Origin of the sequence: Fredinandcohnia onubensis (assembly GCF_002734285.1) — a bacterium.
In the GTDB taxonomy this organism is placed as follows: Bacteria; Bacillota; Bacilli; order Bacillales; family Bacillaceae_L; genus Ferdinandcohnia; species Ferdinandcohnia onubensis_A.
Genome location: NZ_NSEA01000004.1, coordinates 19,483 through 39,928, shown reverse-complemented (window position 1 = coordinate 39,928; position 20,446 = coordinate 19,483). Strand labels below are relative to the sequence as shown.

At 37.1% G+C, this 20,446-nt stretch carries 22 protein-coding genes and 1 other annotated feature; all 22 genes read right to left on the bottom strand.

Annotated elements, in window-relative coordinates; all coding sequences use genetic code 11:
- Positions 1-63 precede the first annotated feature (63 nt).
- Positions 64-1,380 (bottom strand): solute carrier family 23 protein, encoded by a 1,317-nt coding sequence (locus tag CKJ95_RS05265; RefSeq protein WP_099352359.1) that lies wholly within the window; start codon positions 1,378-1,380, stop codon positions 64-66.
- Between the two features lie 146 nt (positions 1,381-1,526).
- Entirely contained in the window at positions 1,527-2,075 is a 549-nt protein-coding gene (gene pyrR / locus CKJ95_RS05260; protein ID WP_099352358.1) for a bifunctional pyr operon transcriptional regulator/uracil phosphoribosyltransferase PyrR, read from the bottom strand.
- A gap of 223 nt (positions 2,076-2,298) precedes the next feature.
- On the bottom strand, positions 2,299-3,207 hold the full coding sequence (locus CKJ95_RS05255; RefSeq protein ID WP_099352357.1) for an RluA family pseudouridine synthase: 909 nt from the start codon (positions 3,205-3,207) through the stop codon (positions 2,299-2,301).
- Entirely contained in the window at positions 3,182-3,685 is a 504-nt protein-coding gene (gene lspA / locus CKJ95_RS05250; RefSeq protein ID WP_099352356.1) for a signal peptidase II, read from the bottom strand. The genes CKJ95_RS05255 and lspA overlap by 26 nt, the downstream gene beginning before the upstream one ends.
- An 85-nt stretch (positions 3,686-3,770) precedes the next feature.
- Positions 3,771-4,145: a TraR/DksA C4-type zinc finger protein gene (locus CKJ95_RS05245; protein WP_099352355.1), complete on the bottom strand. Its 375-nt coding sequence runs from the start codon at positions 4,143-4,145 to the stop codon at positions 3,771-3,773.
- Positions 4,146-4,421: 276 nt separating this feature from the next.
- Complete coding sequence (gene ileS, locus CKJ95_RS05240; protein ID WP_099352354.1) at positions 4,422-7,190, bottom strand: isoleucine--tRNA ligase; 2,769 nt, start codon at positions 7,188-7,190, stop codon at positions 4,422-4,424.
- 103 nt (positions 7,191-7,293) lie between these two features.
- Positions 7,294-7,549, bottom strand: a binding site (T-box leader).
- Positions 7,550-7,614: 65 nt separating this feature from the next.
- Complete coding sequence (locus CKJ95_RS05235) at positions 7,615-8,115, bottom strand: DivIVA domain-containing protein (protein ID WP_099352353.1); 501 nt, start codon at positions 8,113-8,115, stop codon at positions 7,615-7,617.
- A 108-nt stretch (positions 8,116-8,223) separates the two neighbouring features.
- Positions 8,224-8,997 (bottom strand): YlmH family RNA-binding protein, encoded by a 774-nt coding sequence (locus CKJ95_RS05230; protein WP_099352352.1) that lies wholly within the window; start codon positions 8,995-8,997, stop codon positions 8,224-8,226.
- Positions 8,998-9,180: 183 nt separating this feature from the next.
- On the bottom strand, positions 9,181-9,441 hold the full coding sequence (locus tag CKJ95_RS05225) for a YggT family protein (RefSeq protein ID WP_099352351.1): 261 nt from the start codon (positions 9,439-9,441) through the stop codon (positions 9,181-9,183).
- Positions 9,442-9,447: 6 nt separating this feature from the next.
- A complete protein-coding gene (locus tag CKJ95_RS05220; RefSeq protein WP_099352470.1) occupies positions 9,448-9,882 on the bottom strand; it encodes a cell division protein SepF in 435 nt (144 codons plus the stop codon).
- Positions 9,883-9,931: 49 nt separating this feature from the next.
- Positions 9,932-10,609 carry a YggS family pyridoxal phosphate-dependent enzyme gene (locus tag CKJ95_RS05215; protein ID WP_099352350.1) on the bottom strand — a complete coding sequence of 226 codons (678 nt, stop codon included), beginning with the start codon at positions 10,607-10,609 and terminating at the stop codon, positions 9,932-9,934.
- Positions 10,610-10,616: 7 nt separating this feature from the next.
- Positions 10,617-11,438 (bottom strand): peptidoglycan editing factor PgeF, encoded by an 822-nt coding sequence (gene pgeF, locus CKJ95_RS05210; protein ID WP_099352349.1) that lies wholly within the window; start codon positions 11,436-11,438, stop codon positions 10,617-10,619.
- 156 nt (positions 11,439-11,594) lie between these two features.
- Entirely contained in the window at positions 11,595-11,840 is a 246-nt protein-coding gene (locus CKJ95_RS05205) for a YlmC/YmxH family sporulation protein (RefSeq protein ID WP_099352348.1), read from the bottom strand.
- Between the two features lie 189 nt (positions 11,841-12,029).
- Positions 12,030-12,899, bottom strand: a complete 870-nt coding sequence (gene sigG / locus CKJ95_RS05200) for an RNA polymerase sporulation sigma factor SigG (RefSeq protein WP_099352347.1) — start codon at positions 12,897-12,899, stop codon at positions 12,030-12,032.
- 55 nt (positions 12,900-12,954) lie between these two features.
- Positions 12,955-13,674 carry an RNA polymerase sporulation sigma factor SigE gene (gene sigE, locus CKJ95_RS05195; protein ID WP_099352346.1) on the bottom strand — a complete coding sequence of 240 codons (720 nt, stop codon included), beginning with the start codon at positions 13,672-13,674 and terminating at the stop codon, positions 12,955-12,957.
- A 73-nt stretch (positions 13,675-13,747) separates the two neighbouring features.
- Complete coding sequence (gene spoIIGA / locus CKJ95_RS05190; protein WP_099352345.1) at positions 13,748-14,674, bottom strand: sigma-E processing peptidase SpoIIGA; 927 nt, start codon at positions 14,672-14,674, stop codon at positions 13,748-13,750.
- A gap of 401 nt (positions 14,675-15,075) precedes the next feature.
- The gene (ftsZ, locus tag CKJ95_RS05185; protein WP_099352344.1) at positions 15,076-16,242 is read right to left on the bottom strand and encodes a cell division protein FtsZ; all 1,167 of its coding nucleotides are present in this window, start codon (positions 16,240-16,242) and stop codon (positions 15,076-15,078) included.
- A gap of 45 nt (positions 16,243-16,287) precedes the next feature.
- Positions 16,288-17,580 carry a cell division protein FtsA gene (ftsA, locus tag CKJ95_RS05180; protein ID WP_099352343.1) on the bottom strand — a complete coding sequence of 431 codons (1,293 nt, stop codon included), beginning with the start codon at positions 17,578-17,580 and terminating at the stop codon, positions 16,288-16,290.
- Between the two features lie 129 nt (positions 17,581-17,709).
- The gene (locus CKJ95_RS05175; protein WP_010282644.1) at positions 17,710-18,072 is read right to left on the bottom strand and encodes a small basic family protein; all 363 of its coding nucleotides are present in this window, start codon (positions 18,070-18,072) and stop codon (positions 17,710-17,712) included.
- Between the two features lie 18 nt (positions 18,073-18,090).
- Positions 18,091-18,801, bottom strand: a complete 711-nt coding sequence (locus CKJ95_RS05170) for a DUF881 domain-containing protein (protein WP_099352342.1) — start codon at positions 18,799-18,801, stop codon at positions 18,091-18,093.
- Positions 18,802-18,836: 35 nt separating this feature from the next.
- Positions 18,837-19,544, bottom strand: coding sequence for a DUF881 domain-containing protein (locus CKJ95_RS05165; protein ID WP_257215718.1), 708 nt, complete (start codon positions 19,542-19,544; stop codon positions 18,837-18,839).
- The gene (locus tag CKJ95_RS05160) at positions 19,528-20,337 is read right to left on the bottom strand and encodes a cell division protein FtsQ/DivIB (protein WP_099352341.1); all 810 of its coding nucleotides are present in this window, start codon (positions 20,335-20,337) and stop codon (positions 19,528-19,530) included. Before CKJ95_RS05160 ends, CKJ95_RS05165 begins: the two co-directional genes overlap by 17 nt.
- Positions 20,338-20,446 lie beyond the last annotated feature (109 nt).

Below are 20,446 nucleotides of genomic sequence, written 5' to 3'. Positions count from 1 at the left end.
ACCCTTTTCGCAAAAACCTTACACCCTTAATAACCTCTCTGGGTTATTTTAAAAGGTGAATCATTATGCAACAGAGTTATCATCCTCAAGATGAGTCTCATATATATCTTCCTCTTCCGGAACTACTCCGCCAGGAAGGATTAGGTTAAGTAAAACACCTATGATTGCAGCTAATGCCATGCCGTGAACTTCAAAGCCAAGTACGCGGATAAATGCTCCGCCGATTCCGATGACAAGGATAACTGATGAAATCACCAAGTTACGATTATCGCCAAGATCAACTTTGCTATCTACCAACATCCGTAAACCAGATGAAGCGATAATTCCAAATAAGAGAATGGATACCCCACCCATAACTGGTGTTGGAATCGTACTAATTAAGGCGTTGATTTTGCCTATGAAACCAAAGACAATCGCCACAACAGCTGCACCGCCGATTACATATACACTAAATATCCGAGTGATGGCTAAAACGCCAATGTTTTCTCCGTATGTTGTATTTGGTGGACCACCAAGTAGTGAAGCAATCATCGTTGCTACTCCATCACCCATAATTGAGCGATGTAATCCCGGTTGTTTAATCAGATCTTTTTGAACAACCTTACTTAAGACCATTTGATGTCCGATATGCTCTGATAAAGTAACTACCGCTACTGGAACGATTAATGCAATCATATCTAATGAAAAATGCGGTGTGTATGAAACAAACGGGATAATAAAGTCTGGCATTTCAAACCACTTTGCTTCTTTTACTGCAGTAAAATCCACTAACCCGATTGCTAATGCGTATACGTATCCACCGATAATCCCGATTAGTACCGGAATTAGGTTTAAGAAGCCTTTGAAAAAGATGGTTGCTATAATCACGATTGCTAATGTAACTAATGCTACTGAAAAATGCTGTAGACTATATGCGCCGCTAGCATCATTCATTGCCATTCCAACCGCTGTACCAGCTAGGCTAAGACCTATTACGATAATAACTGGTCCAACAACAACAGGTGGTAAAATCTTCACAAGCCATTTATGTCCTGTTGCTTTTATTAACAGCGCTACAATCCCATATACGAGCCCAGCAAGTAAGCTTGCCATCATTGCAGCACCAGGACCGTCAGCAGCTATTGCTGTTTGAAGTGGGATGATAAAAGCAAAGGATGATCCTAAGTATGCTGGAACCTGACCCTTTGTAATAAGCAAAAATGCTAGTGTACCTAACCCACTTGAGATGAGAGCTACCCCAGGACTAATTCCTACTAAATACGGTACAAGGATTGTTGCACCGAACATGGCAAATAAATGCTGCAGGCTCAGTATTGCGAATAATCCTGGAGATGGTTTATCTTTTATCCCTAAAACAATCTTTTGGTTATCATTACTCATTTCGAATTTCCCCCTCATTTTAAGATACCCAAAACAAAAAAATCTTTGTGTTTTTTACACAAAGAGGTATACAAATCCCTATCTTTTGAGAAGGAATGTTTACCCCTTTGTTAGCCTCTCTGGACTACATTTAAAGGGTACTTTATTTACTTTTTATGAATCGTTACTAGATCTAAATTGTCTATTTCTTCTAGTTCAACCACAATTTTTTCTGAGTTAGAAGTTGGAATGTTTTTTCCAACATAATCTGCCCGAATTGGGAACTCTCTATGACCTCTGTCAATTAAAACAGCTAATTGAATTTGTGCTGGTCGGCCAATGTCGATAAGGGCATCAAGTGCAGCTCTCACTGTTCTACCTGTGTATAACACGTCATCGACAAGGATTACTTTTTTATTTGTAATGTCTGCTGGTATATCGGACCCATTTACAATCGGTTCACGATCCTCTGTTTTTGTTGTTAAGTCATCTCGGTACAAGGTAATATCTAATTCACCAATTGCAATCTTCTTGCCTTCGATTTGTTCAATTCGGCTGGCAATGCGCTTTGCTAAGTAAATACCTCTCGTCTTGATCCCAACAATTACACAGTTCTCTATTCCTTTGTTCTTTTCAATGATTTCGTGAGCAACTCTTGTTAAAGCCCTTCGAATTGCTTGATTGTCTAAAACTACAGCTTTATCAGTTTCAGCCATTTGTTACACCTCACTTCACATTGATTCCCTCTTTAAAATAAAAATGTCCTCTCACCGTAAGTGAAAGGACATAGACATTTATACATAAGGATGCAATGATAATCCTTATGTAGTTCCGTTTCCTTCTCAGCCTCACGGGACTGATTTTAAAGGGGCTCATTTAATTAAGTTCATTCTACGTTCATTATCGAAATTTGTCAATCCTTTTTTGTAAGGAACAAAATCAATGACGCAGTTTCTCAAGAAGTTCCTCAAAATAAGCAGGAAGTGGAGACTCAAATTCAAGATATTCATTCGTTCTAGGATGAACAAAGCCCAATAACCCTGCATGAAGGGCTTGTCCACCAAGGTCTAACGTTTTCTTTGGACCATACTTTGGATCACCCGCTAAAGGAAAACCAATATATTTCATATGAACACGTATTTGATGGGTACGCCCTGTTTCAAGCTGACACTCAACAAATGTAAAATCTTTAAATCGTTCTAAGACATTAAAATGCGTCACTGCATCTTTACTATTTTCATCTGTAACAGTCATGCTTTGACGGTCCTTTTTATCCCTTCCAATGGGTGCATCAATCGTACCTTGGTCATGCGGTATGACGCCATGAACAAGCGCTTTATATTTGCGAGTTACTGACTTTTTGACCAATTGATTCACTAAGGATTCATGCGCAACATCATTTTTTGCAACCATCAATAAGCCTGAAGTATCCTTATCGATTCGATGAACAATACCTGGGCGCATAACACCGTTGATTCCAGATAAATCCTTGCAATGAGCCATAAGACCGTTTACCAACGTACCACTAACATGACCTGGTGCAGGATGTACGACCATTCCCTTTGGTTTATTGACAACGAGAACATCTGCATCTTCATAATAAACATCTAAATTCATCTCTTCTGGTACCACATCCAAAGCTTGCGGTTCAGGAATGTCAATATGAATATGGTCGCCTATATTAACTTTATAATTGGTTTTAACATTATTCCCGTTGACTTTTATATTTCCATCCTTAATCCAAGACTGGACTTGTGTCCTCGACCAATCTGAATTAAAAGCTGAAACGACTCTATCAATTCGGTCATTTTGCTGTTGATCCTCAATCGTTAGTTCGAATTGATTCATTTGTTTTCTCCTTTTCTAATTTCCCTTCAAAAATAGTTAAAATTAAAATCAAGCCAACACCAATTACAAGTGCTGAATCGGCAATATTAAAAATAGGGAAGTTATATGTAAAAATGTATGTATCTATAAAATCGACAACTTCTTTACGAAAGATACGGTCAATAAAATTACCAATTGCACCACCAAGCATAAATGAAAGTGCAATGCCAAACAGGCGCTGGTTTGCTTTGAGGCGCTGTATGTATAAAACGAGCATAACAACCACGATTATGGTCACAATATAGAAAAACCACATTTGCCCCTGTAGTATTCCCCAAGCTGCACCACGGTTTCGATGCGAGGTTATATACAAAAAGTTAGGAATGATTTGAATCGAATCTCCAAGCTCCATAAAACGGACAATAATCCATTTTGTAACCTGATCTAATAAAATGATAAATAAAGCAATTAAATAATACACGAATACGCCCCCATCCATACAAACTATACTTTTGAATTTTAGCATATGAATGGACGGCTGTACAATCTATTTAAGGGATTAAAGCAGAGCAAAAGCAAAGGTTTTACTTTTGCTCCACTAAAGAAAGATGGTTTTTACGCTGAAGGGGTATGACATTACTTCTGTCATATAGATCAGTGAAGGAAAATTCGAAAATGGTTCGAGCTGTTGGAAGTATCCGTAGTTTCTCAAACGGAATCTCTGCACCAGTCTCTTCACAAATTCCAAATGTGCCGGAATTAATTTTATTTAAAGCTCTTTCGACGTCGCTTAGGTCTTCTTTTATATGATTCATTACAATTTTTTCTTTCTCAGATTGTTCATTCTGAAAAAGTAGTTCTTGACTTACCTCATATTGTGCTGACTTCATTAACCTGGATATTAGTTCTTTCTTTGTTAATTCCAATTCCGCTTTAATCTCTGCATACTGATCGTTCATTGGAACGCCTCCTTATCATGCTTTTGATTAATGCTTAAATACATCTTTATAAGGTAGTAGAGATAGTATTATCCATAATGGTTTTCGTTAAAGCCAACAAGTTTTTCCTGTTGTCAGTTTTAATGTTTTCTAATTACATACTACGTTTTTCTCATTTATTTTTGACGGCAGACAGGCAAATTGTTGGGTTACAGTTCTATTAATGAAATATTTCAAGATACCAATTTTTTGCAAAAAAACGCCATGAACCTATGGATTCATGGCGTTTTCCCTATTTTAGTTTTGGTAATTTTCTTTTACAACAGATGCACAACGTGAGCAAAGTGTCGGGTGATCTGAGTCTTCACCAACTGTTGGTGTTACGACCCAACAACGATCACAGGTTTCTCCTTCTGCTACACCTACAACGATTTTTACTTGATCGAAAGCTTGTGCATTTTCTGGAGCTTCTTCATATGAGCCGCCAATTGCAAATCCTGATACAATAAACAACTGTTTTAAGTTCTCCTCAACTGAATCTAGAAGAGCTTTTGTTTCGTTGTTTGGATATAAAGTAATGCTAGCAGCTAATGATTTTCCAATAACTTTCTCATTTCTCGCTGTTTCTAAAGCTTTTAGAACATCATCACGAAGTTCCATAAATGAATCCCATTTCGCTTCCAATGCATCTGCATTTACGATTTCGACTGAAATTGGCATATCAACTAATTGAACACTTTCCTCATTAACAGAATCGATATGTTTCCATACTTCATCTGCTGTATGTGGAAGGATCGGTGTTACAAGCTTAGTTAAGCTTAATAAAGCTTCATATAAGACAGTTTGGATTGAACGGCGATCATGTTGATCCGCTGCCTCGATATATAAAATATCCTTTGCGAAGTCTAGGTAGAATGAGCTTAGCTCGATTGTACAGAAATTATGAACGGAATGGTAAACACCTGCAAACTCATAATTTTCATAAGATGTTTTTACCTTATCAATTAGTTTGTTTAATTTAACAAGGATATAACGATCTACCTCACGCAATTCATTCACTGGAATTGCATCTGTTTCCGGATTGAAGTCACTTAAATTACCAAGCAAGAAACGGAATGTATTTCTAATTTTTCGGTAAACCTCTGCTACTTGTTTTAGAATTGCGTCGGATACACGAACATCCGCCTGATAATCGACTGAAGCTACCCAAAGACGTAGAATATCTGCTCCTAGTTGTTTCATTACCTTTTCCGGAACAACAACGTTTCCTAATGACTTACTCATTTTACGGCCATCACCATCAAGGGCAAAGCCATGGCTTAGTACACCTTTATATGGTGCTTTACCTGTTACAGCTACAGCTGTTGATAGAGATGAGTTAAACCAACCACGATATTGGTCAGAACCTTCTAAGTAAAGGTCTGCCGGACGTTGTAGATCATCTCTTTCTAATAAGACTGCCTGATGGGATGAACCAGAGTCAAACCATACGTCCATAATGTCATCTTCCTTCGTGAAGATACCATTTGGACTTGATTCATGTGTAAATCCGTCTGGCAATAAGTCTTTAGGTTCACGTTCAAACCAAACATTTGAACCATATTCTCTAAATAGGTTTGAAACATGATTAATGGTTTCATCTGTGATAATTGGTTCCCCATTTTCACCATAGAATACTGGGATTGGGACTCCCCATGCACGCTGACGAGAAATACACCAATCTCCTCTATCTCGAACCATGTTATAAAGTCTTGTTTCACCCCATGCTGGAACCCATTTCGTTTCTTTAACAGCGTCCATCAGTTCGTTTCTAAAATCTTTAATAGAAGCAAACCACTGAGCTGTAGCTCTAAAGATAGTTGGTTTTTTCGTACGCCAGTCATGTGGATAAGAGTGAGTAATGAAGGCAAGCTTTAGAAGTGCTCCAACCTCATTTAATTTTTCAGTGATTGGTTTGTTAGCCTCATCATAGAATAAACCTTCAAACCCTTCTGCCTCTGCTGTCATATAGCCTTTTTCATCTACAGGGCAAAGTACGCCGATGCCATATTTTTGTCCAACGATGAAGTCATCTTCCCCGTGACCAGGTGCTGTATGTACACATCCAGTACCTGCATCAGTTGTAACGTGTTCACCAAGCATTACAAGGGAATCGCGACCATAGATTGGGTGGCTGGCTACAACATTTTCTAATTCACGACCTTTAAATGTTTTCACAACAGATACATTTTCCCAATCGATTTCTTTAGTCACTGCTTCTAATAATGCAGAAGCTACCACGTATTTGTTGTTGTCAACACTAACAACAGAATACTCTAGATCAGGATGTACACTGATTCCAAGGTTTGCTGGAATTGTCCATGGTGTTGTTGTCCAGATGATGATTTTTTCGTCACCTTCTAAGACACCTTTACCATCCTTCACTGGGAACGCTACATAGATAGAAGGTGAACGTTTATCTTGGTATTCAATTTCTGCTTCTGCTAGTGCTGATTCAGATGAAGGAGACCAATAAACAGGCTTAAGTCCTTTGTAGATATAACCTTTTTTAGCCATTTCACCAAATACTTTGATTTGCTGTGCTTCATATTCTGGTTTTAATGTGATATACGGGTTTTCCCAATCACCACGAACCCCTAGACGTTTAAATTGTTCTCGTTGGTTATTGATTTGCTCGTAAGCATATTCCTCACAAAGCTTACGAAATTCTGCGACGCTCATTGCCTTGCGATTTACCTTTTTATTCTTAGTAAGGGCTGTTTCAATCGGAAGTCCATGAGTATCCCACCCTGGAACATATGGTGCACAATAGCCGTTCATTGATTTAAAACGAACAATCATATCCTTAATGATTTTGTTTAAGGCATGCCCCATATGAATGTCACCATTCGCATATGGAGGGCCATCATGAAGGACGAATAATGGACGACCTTTCGTACGTTCCTGAACCTTTTGGTAAATATTCATTTCTTCCCATTGTTCTTGAATCTGTGGTTCACGATTTGGAAGGTTTCCACGCATTGGGAAATCTGTTTTTGGCATTAATAACGTGTCTTTATACTCCATTACCATTTCCTCCTAATAATAGTTCCTAATTATTTGCAGCTTGTTACAGTTTGGATGATCTGTGATACCTTTAATCAGAATAGAAAAAGGCCTTCTCATCCCAAAAAGGGACGAGAAGGCCTCTCGCGGTACCACCCTTATAGACGAATTTTCATTCGTCCACTCGACATTCGTAACGTGAATGAGACGCGAAATGCTTACTTAGAACTGTTCAAAAGACAATCTCTTTTGAATCAATTTATGTGTTCAGCACCGAACTCCAGGGTGATTTTCATTCTTATCACTTATATCGGGCTTCCACCATCCCCGACTCGCTTAATAAGTTTGACAAGAACTACTGTCCCTTTCAAAGCTGCTTGTATATTAAAGTAATTAGTTGTTTTAAAATTATATGCGTATTAAACAAAAGAGTCAAGTGTCACGACTAGTTTTCTTCTGATTCTGCAAAAACAGGCTCTACATTGTATTCCATGAGATGATCCCAATCATCATTATTAAGCATATCTAACTGAGCTTCCACTAACATTTTAAATCTGTTTCTGAATACTTTTGACTGTTTCTTCAAATCTTCAATTTCGATTGATATCTTTCTAGATTTAGATAACGATTCATTAATAATACGATCTGCATTTTTCTCTGCTTCCTTGATGATAAGCTTTGCTTCTTTTGAAGCATTACGTTTTACTTCTTCAGCTGTTTCTTGTGCAATCAAGATCGATTTATTTAATGTTTCTTCGATATTTGTAAAATGACCTAGTTTTTCGTTTAGTTCTGAAAGTTTTGACTCAAGTTCTTTTTTCTCACGAATAACCATTTCATAATCCTTAATAACTTGATCAAGAAACTCATTAACCTCGTCCTCATCATAGCCGCGAAAACCTTTGTTAAATTCCTTATTATGAATATCTAATGGCGTTAAAGGCACGAATGCCACCTCCAAAAATTAATAAATGCGTTTGATTTTCAAACATTCTCTAAACAAATGATACTTTACAATTCGACAAAAAAGAAGAAATTCCTGCATTATTTACAATTATTTTTGTCTTCCTACAATGATTCTCCATTTTTCTCTCTTCGTTTTCCCTTCTATTGAATGAAGTTTACTTCTTCCGTAACCACGAACAGAAAGAACATCTCCTTCCTTACATTCAAATGAAGTTTGTTCGATTTTTTTCCAATTCACTTTTACAAGTCCATTTTCAATTAAGACTTGCACTTTTTGCCTTGATAAATTTAAAATGGATGCCAATATAACATCTAATCGTAAGGAGGAGACAGTGACTGTTTGCTCAGTCCATTCTTCCTGTACGAATACGAGTTCTGAAGCAGCAATCTCTGATAATGAGATCGTTGCCTTACCAACGGATGTTAAATTCATGCGTATATAATCAGCAACCTCACCGGCAACAACAATTTGAATACGCTCGTCCTGTGTTAGGATATCACCAAATTTGGAACGTTTGAGACCTAGAGACATTAATGAACCCAGAACCTTTCGGTGGTCAACAGAAACAAACTTAACAGGATATTTCACTTCAAAATAGGATAGATTAAAATCTGTTTCGGTTGGCTCAAAATAAGATGGATACAATAATGCACGTTTTCGTTCAAGTCCTTCTTTTCCACCAGAAAAGTGAACAAGTACATCTCCACCGGTTCCTACCACTTGTTTCACAATTTCTTGTTCACGTGGATCAAGAAAATCACTTAACCTAGGACTATACTGATTCAGTACAGTCTGTTGCCATTCCAACACCTGATCAATGAACGCATGCTCTTCTTTTCGAAAATGTTGATATAAATTCATATGTATAATACCTCGTTTAAAATAGAAAAGCGCAAGGCGCGCAGGTTTAGGCGACAAAAGCATAAGACGAGCGCTGACAGAAGGTGCATTTTACCTTCCGAAGCGATTGGCTTAGACCAGAGAGCCGATGGCGCCTGGAGCTAGACAAAAATAAAGAAAAGGGACCTTGAATCAAGGCCCTTTTTAGAACATGCTTTGTAAAGCATGAATTCCTCTACCAGCGAAATTTAGCACTAGGATTGCAACAATTGGGGATATATCTATCATCCCTAGTGGTGGAATAAATCTGCGGAAAGGCTCTAGATATGGTTCACAAATTCTTGTTAAAAATTGACCAATCCCAGATTCACGTGCATTTGGAAACCAAGACATTAAAATATAAATGATCAGCGCATACGAATAAAGTACCAGCGCTTGACTTAAGATACCGAAAATAATACCCATTTTCGATTACCACCCCTTTTCAGCGAATTCTTCGTTAGAAACAATCTCAGAGATATTTCCAGACACATCTATATTGTCAGGAGTACATAAGAAAATATTTGCACCTATACGTTGAATATCCCCGCCAATGGCATAAACAGTTCCACTTAGGAAATCAACGATTCTCTTTGCTTGATCATGTTGAACACGTTGGAGATTAACAACAACCGCTCGTCTGTTTTTCAAATGATCAGCAATTTCTTGTGCCTCTGCATATACTCGAGGTTCAAATAAAATAACCTTAGAAGACTTTTGAACACTTTGCAAGCTTACTACGTTTTGCTTTGCAGCTGGTTTTACAGCCTTTGTCGGTTCTATTTCTTCCTCAAAGTAATCCTCTTCATCATAATCATATTCATCTTCTAATGCAAAAAAGCTTTTAAATTTGGATTTTATACTCAATTGTAACACCTCTCTCTTATCAAATGCGCTATTGGCGTATTTGATAAAGTTAAAATTCTTTACCAACCAGTGAAGTACCTATTCGAATGAAGGTAGCTCCTTCTTCGATTGCAATTTCGAAATCGTTCGACATTCCCATAGATAATTCAGTACATGGAGCATGTGGTAAACCAAGAGCTTGTACATCATCTCTTAGCTTTCGAAGTCTTTGGAAGCAGTAGCGAATAACATCTTGATCATCGGTAAATGGAGCCATTGTCATTAATCCGACTACCTCAACAGACGGATATTTTTCAAGTTCCTTTATAAACGACTCAAGATTTTCCGGTGACATTCCGTGTTTGGATTCTTCTCCAGATACATTGATTTGTACAAAACATTTTATTTTACCGCTCGCCCGCTTATGTATTTCTTCTGCTAACGATATTCGATCGAGTGAATGAATATAGTCCACCTTATCAATGATGTTTTTTACTTTTCTTGTTTGAAGCGATCCAATAAAATGCCAAATTGGTTCATTCCCAATCTCTTCTCGCTTCTTTGTCAGACCTTCGTCGCGATTTTCTCCAATATGTTGAATTCCTGCTTCAATTGCTTCCTTAGCTGTTTCAACACTTACATATTTCGTTACAGCAATAATTGAAACAGAATCTGCAGGTCGATTTGACCGCTTGCATGCTTGTTCAATGTTCTCTAGAATGTTGAATAGATTTTCTTTTACACTCATTTTAAAATTAATCCTCCTTAAAGCCAATAAAACTCATCATTCTTCCCGTTTTCCCGGCATCCCTTCGATGCGAAAAGAAATTCTGATTCTCACAGGACGTGCAATACGAGGAAACTTGAATATTTTCAGGAGGAATTCCTGCCCTCACCATTAGTTGATAGTTCAGTTCTTTTAAATCTAACCGATATTGGTTGTCACTCACTATTTCGTATGGTTTTGACTCTATTTTGTCCAAATTTTTCACAAAATTTATTACGTAATCATCCACAATGTAGCAGCATTTTCCTATTGCTGGTCCGATTACTGCCTGGATATTATCTGGTTTAACACCTTCATTACCCCAAGCACGAATCATTTCACCTGCAATATCCTGAACAGTTCCCTTCCACCCTGCATGAGCAATTCCAATGATTTGTTTAGATGGTGCAAAAAAGTAAAGTGGAACACAGTCTGCATAACAAAGGGTTAACAGGATATTTTTCTCTGTCGTATATAACCCATCCGTATCCTTGATGCCATCTTCGTATGTAAAAACACCTGCACCAAGATCTTTTCTAGTGACCTTAGCGATGTTATTTTTATGTGTTTGCTCAGAGCATACCCAGTTTTCAAGTGGAAAGCGGAGAATGTCTGCAAGCTGCTCACGGTTTGAAATAACCGATTTGTCTTCATCATTTACGTGTAAACCAAGATTAAAGGATTTAAAATCCCCTTTACTATCTCCGCCATTTTTAGTCGTAAAACCAGCAACCAGTTTATCAGAAATATGACTCCAACTGGAAAGTTTTAAAACTTGTTCTGCCTTATGAGTAAATGGTTCAAGCTTCATAACAACATCCTTTTATTCAAAATTATCAACACATCTTAACTTGATATGATGACAATATTTTATTTTTAGAAAAATGAACCCTTCTTCTGCCTATTTTATCACATCTTAGCAAAAGAAAGGAGAATATGTTAGGAAAAATGTCAAAATTTAGCGCGATTACTCAATTGTATTCTGAGTTCGCACTAAAATCACATCCTTACCGACTTTGATAATGTTTCTCCATGGAATCACAATCTCTTCCTCACGGCCAAATATGCCTAATACCTTTCCATAGCCACCGATAATAATGGACTCTATTTTTCCAGTTGTTAAGTTAATGTCGATATCTCCAATATTACCAAGTCTTTTTCCATCGACAACACTTACAACATCCTTCGCCTGAAAATCAGAAATTTTCACCATTTCCCTCCGCCTCCTTATAGTAAACTATATGACTGGCTTACTGCCTTTTATGAGACAAAATTAGACTAAGTGGGAAGGCTTTAATTTCACACGGTAAAAAGGCGATAAAAAAGACATTCGATTTCACCGAATGTCTGATAATTACCCTATTCATGCTATAACTTGTCCATTTAATGGACGAATCCACCATTAATTTTGGATGTTCTTATTCATTTGTTTAATTGCTGCTTTTTCAAGACGTGATACTTGGGCTTGAGAGATTCCGATTTCTTCAGCAACTTCCATTTGTGTTTTTCCTTGAAAAAATCGTTTTCGAAGGATTAGTTTCTCACGATCATTTAGTCGTCTCATTCCTTCTTTTAAGGCAATCTCTTCAATCCAATTTGAATCACGGTTTCGTTCATCACTTAATTGATCCATCACAAAAATTGGATCCCCACCATCATTATAAATCGGTTCAAATAATGATACTGGGTCTTGAATCGCATCAAGTGCAAAGACAATTTCTTCATGTGGCACTTCAAGAACCTTTGAGATTTCTTCTGCTGTAGGTTCCCTTGATGTTTCACTCATCAAACGCTCTCTTACTTGCAAAGCCTTATAGGCAATGTCCCGCAATGAGCGCGACACCCTGATAGGATTGTTGTCTCGTAAATAGCGCCGAATTTCGCCGATAATCATCGGGACTGCATAGGTGGAGAATTTCACGTTTTGACCAAGGTCAAAATTGTCAATTGATTTCATCAGACCGATACATCCGACCTGAAATAAATCATCCACAAATTCTCCTCTGTTGTTGAACCGTTGAATTACACTGAGAACAAGTCGTAAATTCCCATTTACGAGCTTATCGCGAGCTGACAAATCGCCACTTTGCATTTGTCGAAATAATTGCCGCATCTCTTCATTTTTTAGTACTGGAAGTTTTGAAGTATCAACACCACAAATTTCTACTTTATTTCGAGTCAATTCTTTCCCTCCTAACAGGAGTTGCTGTACAAAGTTAAGTATCTCCGTTAGAGGGAAAAATATGCATTTCGAATTCACAACTATTTCCATAGTTGGTGTATAAAAACAGCAAAATCAACAGCTTTAAAGGAAAATTATTTTTTATTTACACCATTTTGTTAAACTCTTTTCGAAGTCGTTTAATAATTCGCTTTTCCAGCCTTGAAATATAAGATTGCGATATCCCAAGCATGTCAGCAACATCTTTTTGCGTCTTTTCTTCTCCACCAATTAATCCAAATCTTAATTCCATAATTTGTTTCTCACGATCATTTAACTGATGCAAAGCCTTTACTAATAACTTTCGATCGACATTCGCTTCCAAATCCTTTGTAATGATATCTTCGTCTGTTCCTAGAACATCCGATAATAATAGTTCATTACCGTCCCAATCAATATTTAATGGTTCATCAAAGGAAACCTCAGACCTTATTTTATTATTTCGACGTAAATACATTAAAATTTCATTCTCAATACATCTTGATGCATAGGTTGCAAGTTTAATTTTCTTTTCGGGATTAAACGTATTGACAGCTTTGATTAACCCAATTGTTCCAATACTAATTAAATCCTCGATATTTATTCCTGTGTTTTCAAACTTTCGTGCGATATATACAACAAGTCTTAGGTTTCTTTCAATAAGAATCGACCTTGCAGCTTGGTCGCCACTCGGTAATTTATTTAAGAGAACCTCTTCTTCATCCTTTGATAAGGGTGGAGGTAAAGCCTCGCTCCCACCAATATAATAAATTTCATCTGTCTTCAAACCTAATTTTATTAAAAGTTTATACCACCAATATGTAAGTTTTAATTTTAATTTAGCCACAGATAAGTTCTCCCTTCTAATTTGTAAAAAGCGTGAGTATGATATTTATTAGAATAAATTTGTTTAATTCCCCTTACGAAGCTGTCTGAATGGAGCTTGAAACAAGCATTTTGGGATGTACGATACAATCATACTCTCCATCAGTTGATAAAGTAGTATGGTTGAATGCAACCAATCCTTTTTTTACGATATTTTCTTCATTTCCGTGATAGATTGTTATTCGGTCAGGTTTAACTGCCAATAAGAATTGATGTTCTTGGCCAACCCCACGATATGGAATAAGTCTTACACGACTTTCCCATTTATGCGATTCTGTTGAAGAATCATTTGTTAAGAGTTCAATATTTTTGGATTGTTCCATCAGGGCTTTAGGAAAGAGTTCTTCATATTTTGTGGTGTCTAAGATCATAACTGGGCTTTTTGTAATTGGGTCGAACAATTGATTTCCACTGTCGACCAAACCTTGTAAATGTAAGATGACATCATCTATTTCTAGCTTCACAGTAACAATCTGGTCATAGAAAACTTGCTTCGTTTCAATGTCATCCATTCTATTTTTTGAAAAATACCATAAGAGCGGAAAACCGATTAAAACAAATCCCCAACTAATTGGGTTCCCATAGCCAGTTGACTGAGTAATGATTGTTCCATCAAAAACTTGAACATCGAATTCTAAAAAATAATGAACCCCTATCATCCCACCTCCAATCATGAAAGTAGCAAAATAAAAGGTTAATAATCCTTGTAAAAAATAGCGAAATCGTTTATATCCAAAAGCAACTCCTACAATTACGATTGAAAAGAGAAGTTTTGTAACAGGATGAGACCCAATTTCTGCGAAAGGAGAAACCACTAAGAGAACTAGCAAAGATCCAATAAATGAACCTACTAAGATTCTCCATTTTACAATCTTTCGCTTTAAAATCATCGCAGTTAGTAGTAATAATAAGGCGTCAAAGAAAAAGTTTAACAACCAGATTACATCTAAATAAATAGACACCCCATTTCTCCTTTCACCAAAAGTCACTTCACCTTAGAAACATGTTTTAGCATTTGGTAAACTAGTTAGCTTAAAAAATAGTATATAGTACATCTTATATGGAAGTCTGTCACTTCATGCCGATAATAAAAGAGAAATTTTGGAAGATTAGTTCTTATTTTGTCAGTTAAGTTAGAATGAAGGGGAATCCAAAGAAATAGGTGAAAAAATAGAAAAAAGGCATTCGACAACTAAATTGTCAAATGCCTTTTTAAGAATTTATGAAGACTTTTTTATTGTCTAGCTCCAGGCACCATCGGCTGTCTGGTCATAAGCCCATCGCTTCTGAAGGCAAAAACCGCCTTCTGTCAGCGCTGTTCTTATGCTTGTCGCCGATAAGCAGGTGCCTTGCGCTTTTCTATTTATCCTCTTCTGTTACGGTTACGGAGGAATGTTGGTACATCAATTTCTTCTTCTACATGTACTGCACTACGTGTATTTACTTCCTGAACTGGCTCCTCACGTCTCATTTCTCTTCTTGGCGAAACCTGAACCTGTGGTTGCTGATGCGGTTGCGGTTGTGCTTGTGGTTTTGCACCAAATGAAGGACGAGATGGACGTGTTGGGTTAACTTCTGCCTCTGTAAAACCAGTAGCAATAACAGTCACGACGATTTCTTCTTTTAGGTTTTCATTAATAACAGATCCGAAAATCATGTTTACTTCCTGATCAGAAGCTGATGCAACAATATCTGCTGCCTCTTGTACTTCATAAAGACTTAGGTTTGTTCCACCTGTAATATTCATTAGTACACCTTGTGCACCATCAATTGATGTTTCAAGCAATGGACTTGAAATAGCCTTCTTTGCAGCTTCTGCAGCACGGTTTTCTCCTGTTGCAACACCAATACCCATTAGAGCAGAACCTCTGTTAGACATGATTGTTTTTACGTCAGCAAAGTCAAGGTTGATTAACCCTGGTACTGCGATTAAGTCGGAAATGCCCTGTACACCTTGACGTAACACATTATCTGCCTCACGGAACGCTTCAAGCATTGGCGTATTTTTATCAACAATTTCAAGAAGACGGTCGTTTGGAATGACGATCAGTGTGTCAACTGATTCTTTCATCGCACCAATACCACCGGCAGCTTGCGTTTGACGCTTTCTACCTTCGAAAGTGAACGGTCTAGTTACTACACCAACTGTTAGAGCCCCTAAATCTTTTGAAATTTGAGCAATAACAGGGGCAGCACCTGTACCTGTTCCACCACCCATACCTGCAGTAACAAATACCATATCTGCTCCTTTGAGGGCTTCTTCGATTTGTTCTCTACTTTCCTCCGCAGCTTTCTTTCCTACTTCCGGATTGGCTCCGGCACCTAAACCACGAGTTAATTTTCCACCGATTTGCATTTTTATTTCAGCTTTTGAAAGATTTAAGGCTTGGGCATCTGTATTAACTGCGATAAACTCGACTCCTTGAACACCGTGTTCAATCATTCGGTTAACCGCGTTATTTCCACCGCCACCTACACCGATTACTTTTATAGTAGCTAATTGATCAACATTTGTATCAAACTCTAACATTATAAGATCCTCCTAATTTGCAAATATACTTCTCTTTTAAACTGACTATTCAAAGAAGAGACCGAAAAACCTCTTAACTTTTTTGCCGATATTTTGCTCTTCTTTTTGGTTTTTAGGGTGACTTTTCGCTTGAGGCTGTCTAGCAGGTCTTTTTTCAGGATTTTCCACCTGGACCGTAGTGCTAATTTTTCTTCCTTGGATTCTTGCTTGCTCATATGCGAACTGCAACAGCCCTACACCTGTTGCGTATTGAGGTTCTCTGACACCAATATAGTCTGGCTTTGCAATTCTAACATTGTTTCGTAACACAATTTGAGATAGCTCCAGCACTCCAGGCATATTTGCTACTCCACCTGTAAGAACAAAGCCACCAGGAAGATCTCCTACACCCATTTTCTTAATTTCCTTTTGTGCTAACAGTAAAATTTCTTCTAATCTAGCTTCGATGATTTCAGAAATTTGTAATTGGGTAAATCGTTCATGTTGATCACTGCCAATAATTGGTACATCAAATACTTCTTCATCAGAAGCATCGTCGTAAAAGGCATGTCCATGTTTAATTTTAATTTTCTCAGCATCTTCAGTAGATGTTCGTAAACCAATTGCTAAATCCTTCGTAATATGGTCCCCACCAACAGGTAGAACACTTGTTGTTTTTAGATGACCATTTTGGAAGAGTGCAATAGTTGTAGAACCTCCACCAATATCAACGAGAGCAACCCCTAAGTTTTTCTCATCATCAGATAAGGAAATTGAACCTGATGCAAGAGGTTGTAGGGAGATTGCGGTAATATCAAGTCCTGCTTTTTCTACACAACGCAGCAGGTTATGTAAAATTGTACGTGAAGTTGTAATTATAGTTCCTTCCACTTCTAACCTAACACCTAACATACCACGTGGATCACTAATTTCATCATATCCATCTACAATAAATTGTTTTGGAATCATATCGATAATTTCTCTTTCTGGTGGTAGAGAAATAAATTGTGCGGCATCGATTACACGTAGGACATCTTCATTGCTTATTTCACGATTTTGACGAGACTCAGTAGAAACTGCCACTACTCCATGTGCATCCTGTAACTGAACATTGATAGCTGGGACGGATACAACTACTTGATTAATAGAAATGCCTACCATTCTTTCTGCTTGCTCAACTGCCTTCTTAATAGAATGAACGGTCTCATCTATGTCAACAATTGAACCTTTTTTCAAACCTTCTGATTTAACATTACCCACACCTATTATGTTAAGAGAATCATCAACCATCTCACCGATGATAACCTTAACATTGGATGTACCGATGTCAAGACTAACACATATTTCATTGCTGTTCATTCTGTGGCACCTCCTTTTTTACATAACACATTTCGTATAACATTTTTCGAACAACAACTGACATTTTTCATAATAATTTTTGTATATGAAAAATATTCAACAACCATAGGGGTTTTCCCTTTATAAAAATCAATTTTTTTCTATTTTATCACGAGAAAGGCTCCATTTGGATAAAATTATTCGACGGATCACCGCAATATTTTGGAAAAGCCTTACTCCAAATGCGAAAACGGCTACCAAGTACAAGTCTACACCAAGATGCACACCTAGAAAAGCTAAACTTGCTGCCAATAAAATATTAAAAAAGAAACCAGAAACAAATACGGACTGATCATATATATTTTGCAAATGTGCACGAATGCCACCGAACAAAGTATCAAGAGCTGCTAAAACGGCAATTGATAAATAATTCGAATACTCTGCTGGAATTTTGAACTCCGATAACAGTCCGAGGATGATTCCGACTATTAGACCGAAAATTGGAAGCCACATGACTATGTTCCACCTTTATCACTTATTATCTGGTTCCATATTAGGTTGCATTTCTGTAATCCTAATTGGGTCATCAAATGCAGGAATTGTTACAACTTTACTTGGCTTTGATATTTTTAATCGCAAATTATCAATAAAGAATTGTCGCTCTGCTTCTGATGCTTTTAACTTGTTATAAAGTCGTTCAGCATCGTCTGCAATGACCTTTATTTCAATTGGTAATGGATTTAGAGAATATGAATCAATTTTTGGTCTTCCTTGAATTTCCCGTATGACCGTTGTCGTAATTACACGGTGGCCGTCAATAGAAATTGCCTTTGCCTGATATGAATTCAATTCATTTACTAGCCATCTCAACAAACTCGGAGTAATGGTTGTAGCTTGTCTTCCTGCTTCATTGAACGATTGCTCAACTGTAATCGTAAGCCCAGGACCTGACACTTGTGTAAGTCCTGCCTGCTTCTTTAATTCATCAAGCGTATCTTTAAGAATAAGCATTTTACTGTCATCACGTTGATTCTCGTATTGTTCCAACTTTGCTTCATATGTATAAATTTTTGTTAATAATTCTGTATATAATTCTTGTGATTGCTTTAAGTCTTCACGCAATTCCCATAAGTCACGAGTATCTCGCACTTCAGGTTCTTTAATGGTTTGAAATTGGACAGCAACCATAAAACCAATTATACACGTAATCACAGTGAAGCTAATGCCTGTTTTTTTGTCCAAGAAAACCACCTAGCCTTCTATATCAAACATCCGGTTTATTCATTCGCTTGAAGTAATGGGTCCATTTGAATTTGTGTTTTGTTCTCAATCTTCACGACAATATTATCTTGAATCAATTGGTCTGTAATTCCACCATTCATATTTAGAGCCGGTATGAGGACATCGGGATCACCAATTGCCGTGATCACAAATGGTGCCGGATATGGTTTGCCATCAACAACAACAACTGGCCCATTACAGTATATATACGAATCATGACTAAGTCTCTTTCCATTTACCGAAACAGCTTGGGCACCAGATACATAAAGTTCATTTATGACCTTAAATAAATGGCTCTCATGAACTAAATAATTATTAACATCTTGACCTGATGGAACGTAAGATGAATCCTCGAGTGTAACTGAAACTCCTGGGCCTTTTACACCAATTTCACCAACAACCATTCGATACTTCTCTACTTCTTCAACAAGATTATAGTAAATTTGTTCTTGTTCCTCTTTCGCAAGTTCTTCTTCAATTGCTTGAATTTGATTTTGTTTTTCAATAAGTTTCAGTTGAAGCTCATTATTTTTTTCATTTTGTTCATTGAATTCCGTTCGTATTTTTGTTTCTTCATTCCACTGTTGTTCAGTGACCTGACTTGATTCCATTTGTTCTTTTGTAAATTGGTACGAGAATGAAATCATAAAGCCAAGGACTAAGCAGACAAATGAAAGAACCACATGCTTACCCTTCACTTTCATCTGTTACCATCTCTCCTTCTTCACTGGTGCTCTCTTTTTCATATGGAATAAAAGTTGGCACTACATCTAGTTCAATATATCCATTTAGAGATGGATCCAATTCACTGACGATTGTAGGATATGTTGTAATATTCTTCGCGAAATTTCGTACAGTAGCTTTAACTTCATACCCATCAATCATGTAAAGGGTCATCTGAAGAGGATCATATTCTGTAGGAGTATGGTGAATTTCGGAAATAAGCTTTGAAATTGAGGGTTGGATTTTATTTAGTTCCTTTGTAAGCAACTTTAATGCTTCATCATCCCAGTCAACTAAAATTGGCGCATCAACTGGAATCGCTTTTGAACCAAATTTTTGGGCATTCTCAATAATCTTCCCATTTTCAAGGATTGGGTAAAAAGTATTATGACCACTTATATATCCTACCCTTTTTAGCTCACTGACATTTATCTTTATATCGTTGGGAAATATCTTTTGAATCGTAACTTCCTTAATTTCAGGGTGTTTTTTTATATTTTGTTTAACTTCATCCTGATTGACCTTCCAAAAGCTTGTCCCAACATTCAATTTGCTAAGCTTTGAAATTTGTTCGGATGTGATATTTTGGTTGCCTGTAATAGTGATCTCGCCGATTTTACTTAAAGGAGATTGGAAATAAAGAATTCCGGAAAGCAATAAAAAGAAAAAGGTTATGTACATAATCAATCGACGATTAGCTTTTTGTTTTCTTCTCTGCTTAAGCTTTGGAATTCGGTCTTCTATTGTAACAACCTTTTGCTTTGCCAAATACATTCACCCCGCGAATCAAAAATCTCCTGTAATCATCTTAATATAACAACCTGTCCATTTTATATAGGCAAATACATGTATTTTAAAAATGCTTTAAACGAAAGAATAAACG

Coding starts and splice junctions, on each gene's coding strand:
- ileS (WP_099352354.1), bottom strand. CDS start 7,190: ATGGAGTATAAAGACACGTTATTAATGCCAAAAACAGATTTCCCAATG.
- pyrR (WP_099352358.1), bottom strand. CDS start 2,075: ATGGCTGAAACTGATAAAGCTGTAGTTTTAGACAATCAAGCAATTCGA.
- CKJ95_RS05230 (WP_099352352.1), bottom strand. CDS start 8,997: ATGAATTTATATCAACATTTTCGAAAAGAAGAGCATGCGTTCATTGAT.
- CKJ95_RS05165 (WP_257215718.1), bottom strand. CDS start 19,544: ATGAAAGTGAAGGGTAAGCATGTGGTTCTTTCATTTGTCTGCTTAGTC.
- sigG (WP_099352347.1), bottom strand. CDS start 12,899: ATGGAAATAGTTGTGAATTCGAAATGCATATTTTTCCCTCTAACGGAG.
- CKJ95_RS05160 (WP_099352341.1), bottom strand. CDS start 20,337: ATGTATTTGGCAAAGCAAAAGGTTGTTACAATAGAAGACCGAATTCCA.
- CKJ95_RS05205 (WP_099352348.1), bottom strand. CDS start 11,840: ATGGTGAAAATTTCTGATTTTCAGGCGAAGGATGTTGTAAGTGTTGTC.
- ftsA (WP_099352343.1), bottom strand. CDS start 17,580: ATGAACAGCAATGAAATATGTGTTAGTCTTGACATCGGTACATCCAAT.
- CKJ95_RS05215 (WP_099352350.1), bottom strand. CDS start 10,609: ATGAGTGTAAAAGAAAATCTATTCAACATTCTAGAGAACATTGAACAA.
- CKJ95_RS05175 (WP_010282644.1), bottom strand. CDS start 18,072: ATGTGGCTTCCAATTTTCGGTCTAATAGTCGGAATCATCCTCGGACTG.
- CKJ95_RS05245 (WP_099352355.1), bottom strand. CDS start 4,145: ATGAACGATCAGTATGCAGAGATTAAAGCGGAATTGGAATTAACAAAG.
- CKJ95_RS05225 (WP_099352351.1), bottom strand. CDS start 9,441: ATGGGTATTATTTTCGGTATCTTAAGTCAAGCGCTGGTACTTTATTCG.
- lspA (WP_099352356.1), bottom strand. CDS start 3,685: ATGGATGGGGGCGTATTCGTGTATTATTTAATTGCTTTATTTATCATT.
- CKJ95_RS05255 (WP_099352357.1), bottom strand. CDS start 3,207: ATGAATCAATTCGAACTAACGATTGAGGATCAACAGCAAAATGACCGA.
- pgeF (WP_099352349.1), bottom strand. CDS start 11,438: ATGAAGCTTGAACCATTTACTCATAAGGCAGAACAAGTTTTAAAACTT.
- ftsZ (WP_099352344.1), bottom strand. CDS start 16,242: ATGTTAGAGTTTGATACAAATGTTGATCAATTAGCTACTATAAAAGTA.
- CKJ95_RS05265 (WP_099352359.1), bottom strand. CDS start 1,380: ATGAGTAATGATAACCAAAAGATTGTTTTAGGGATAAAAGATAAACCA.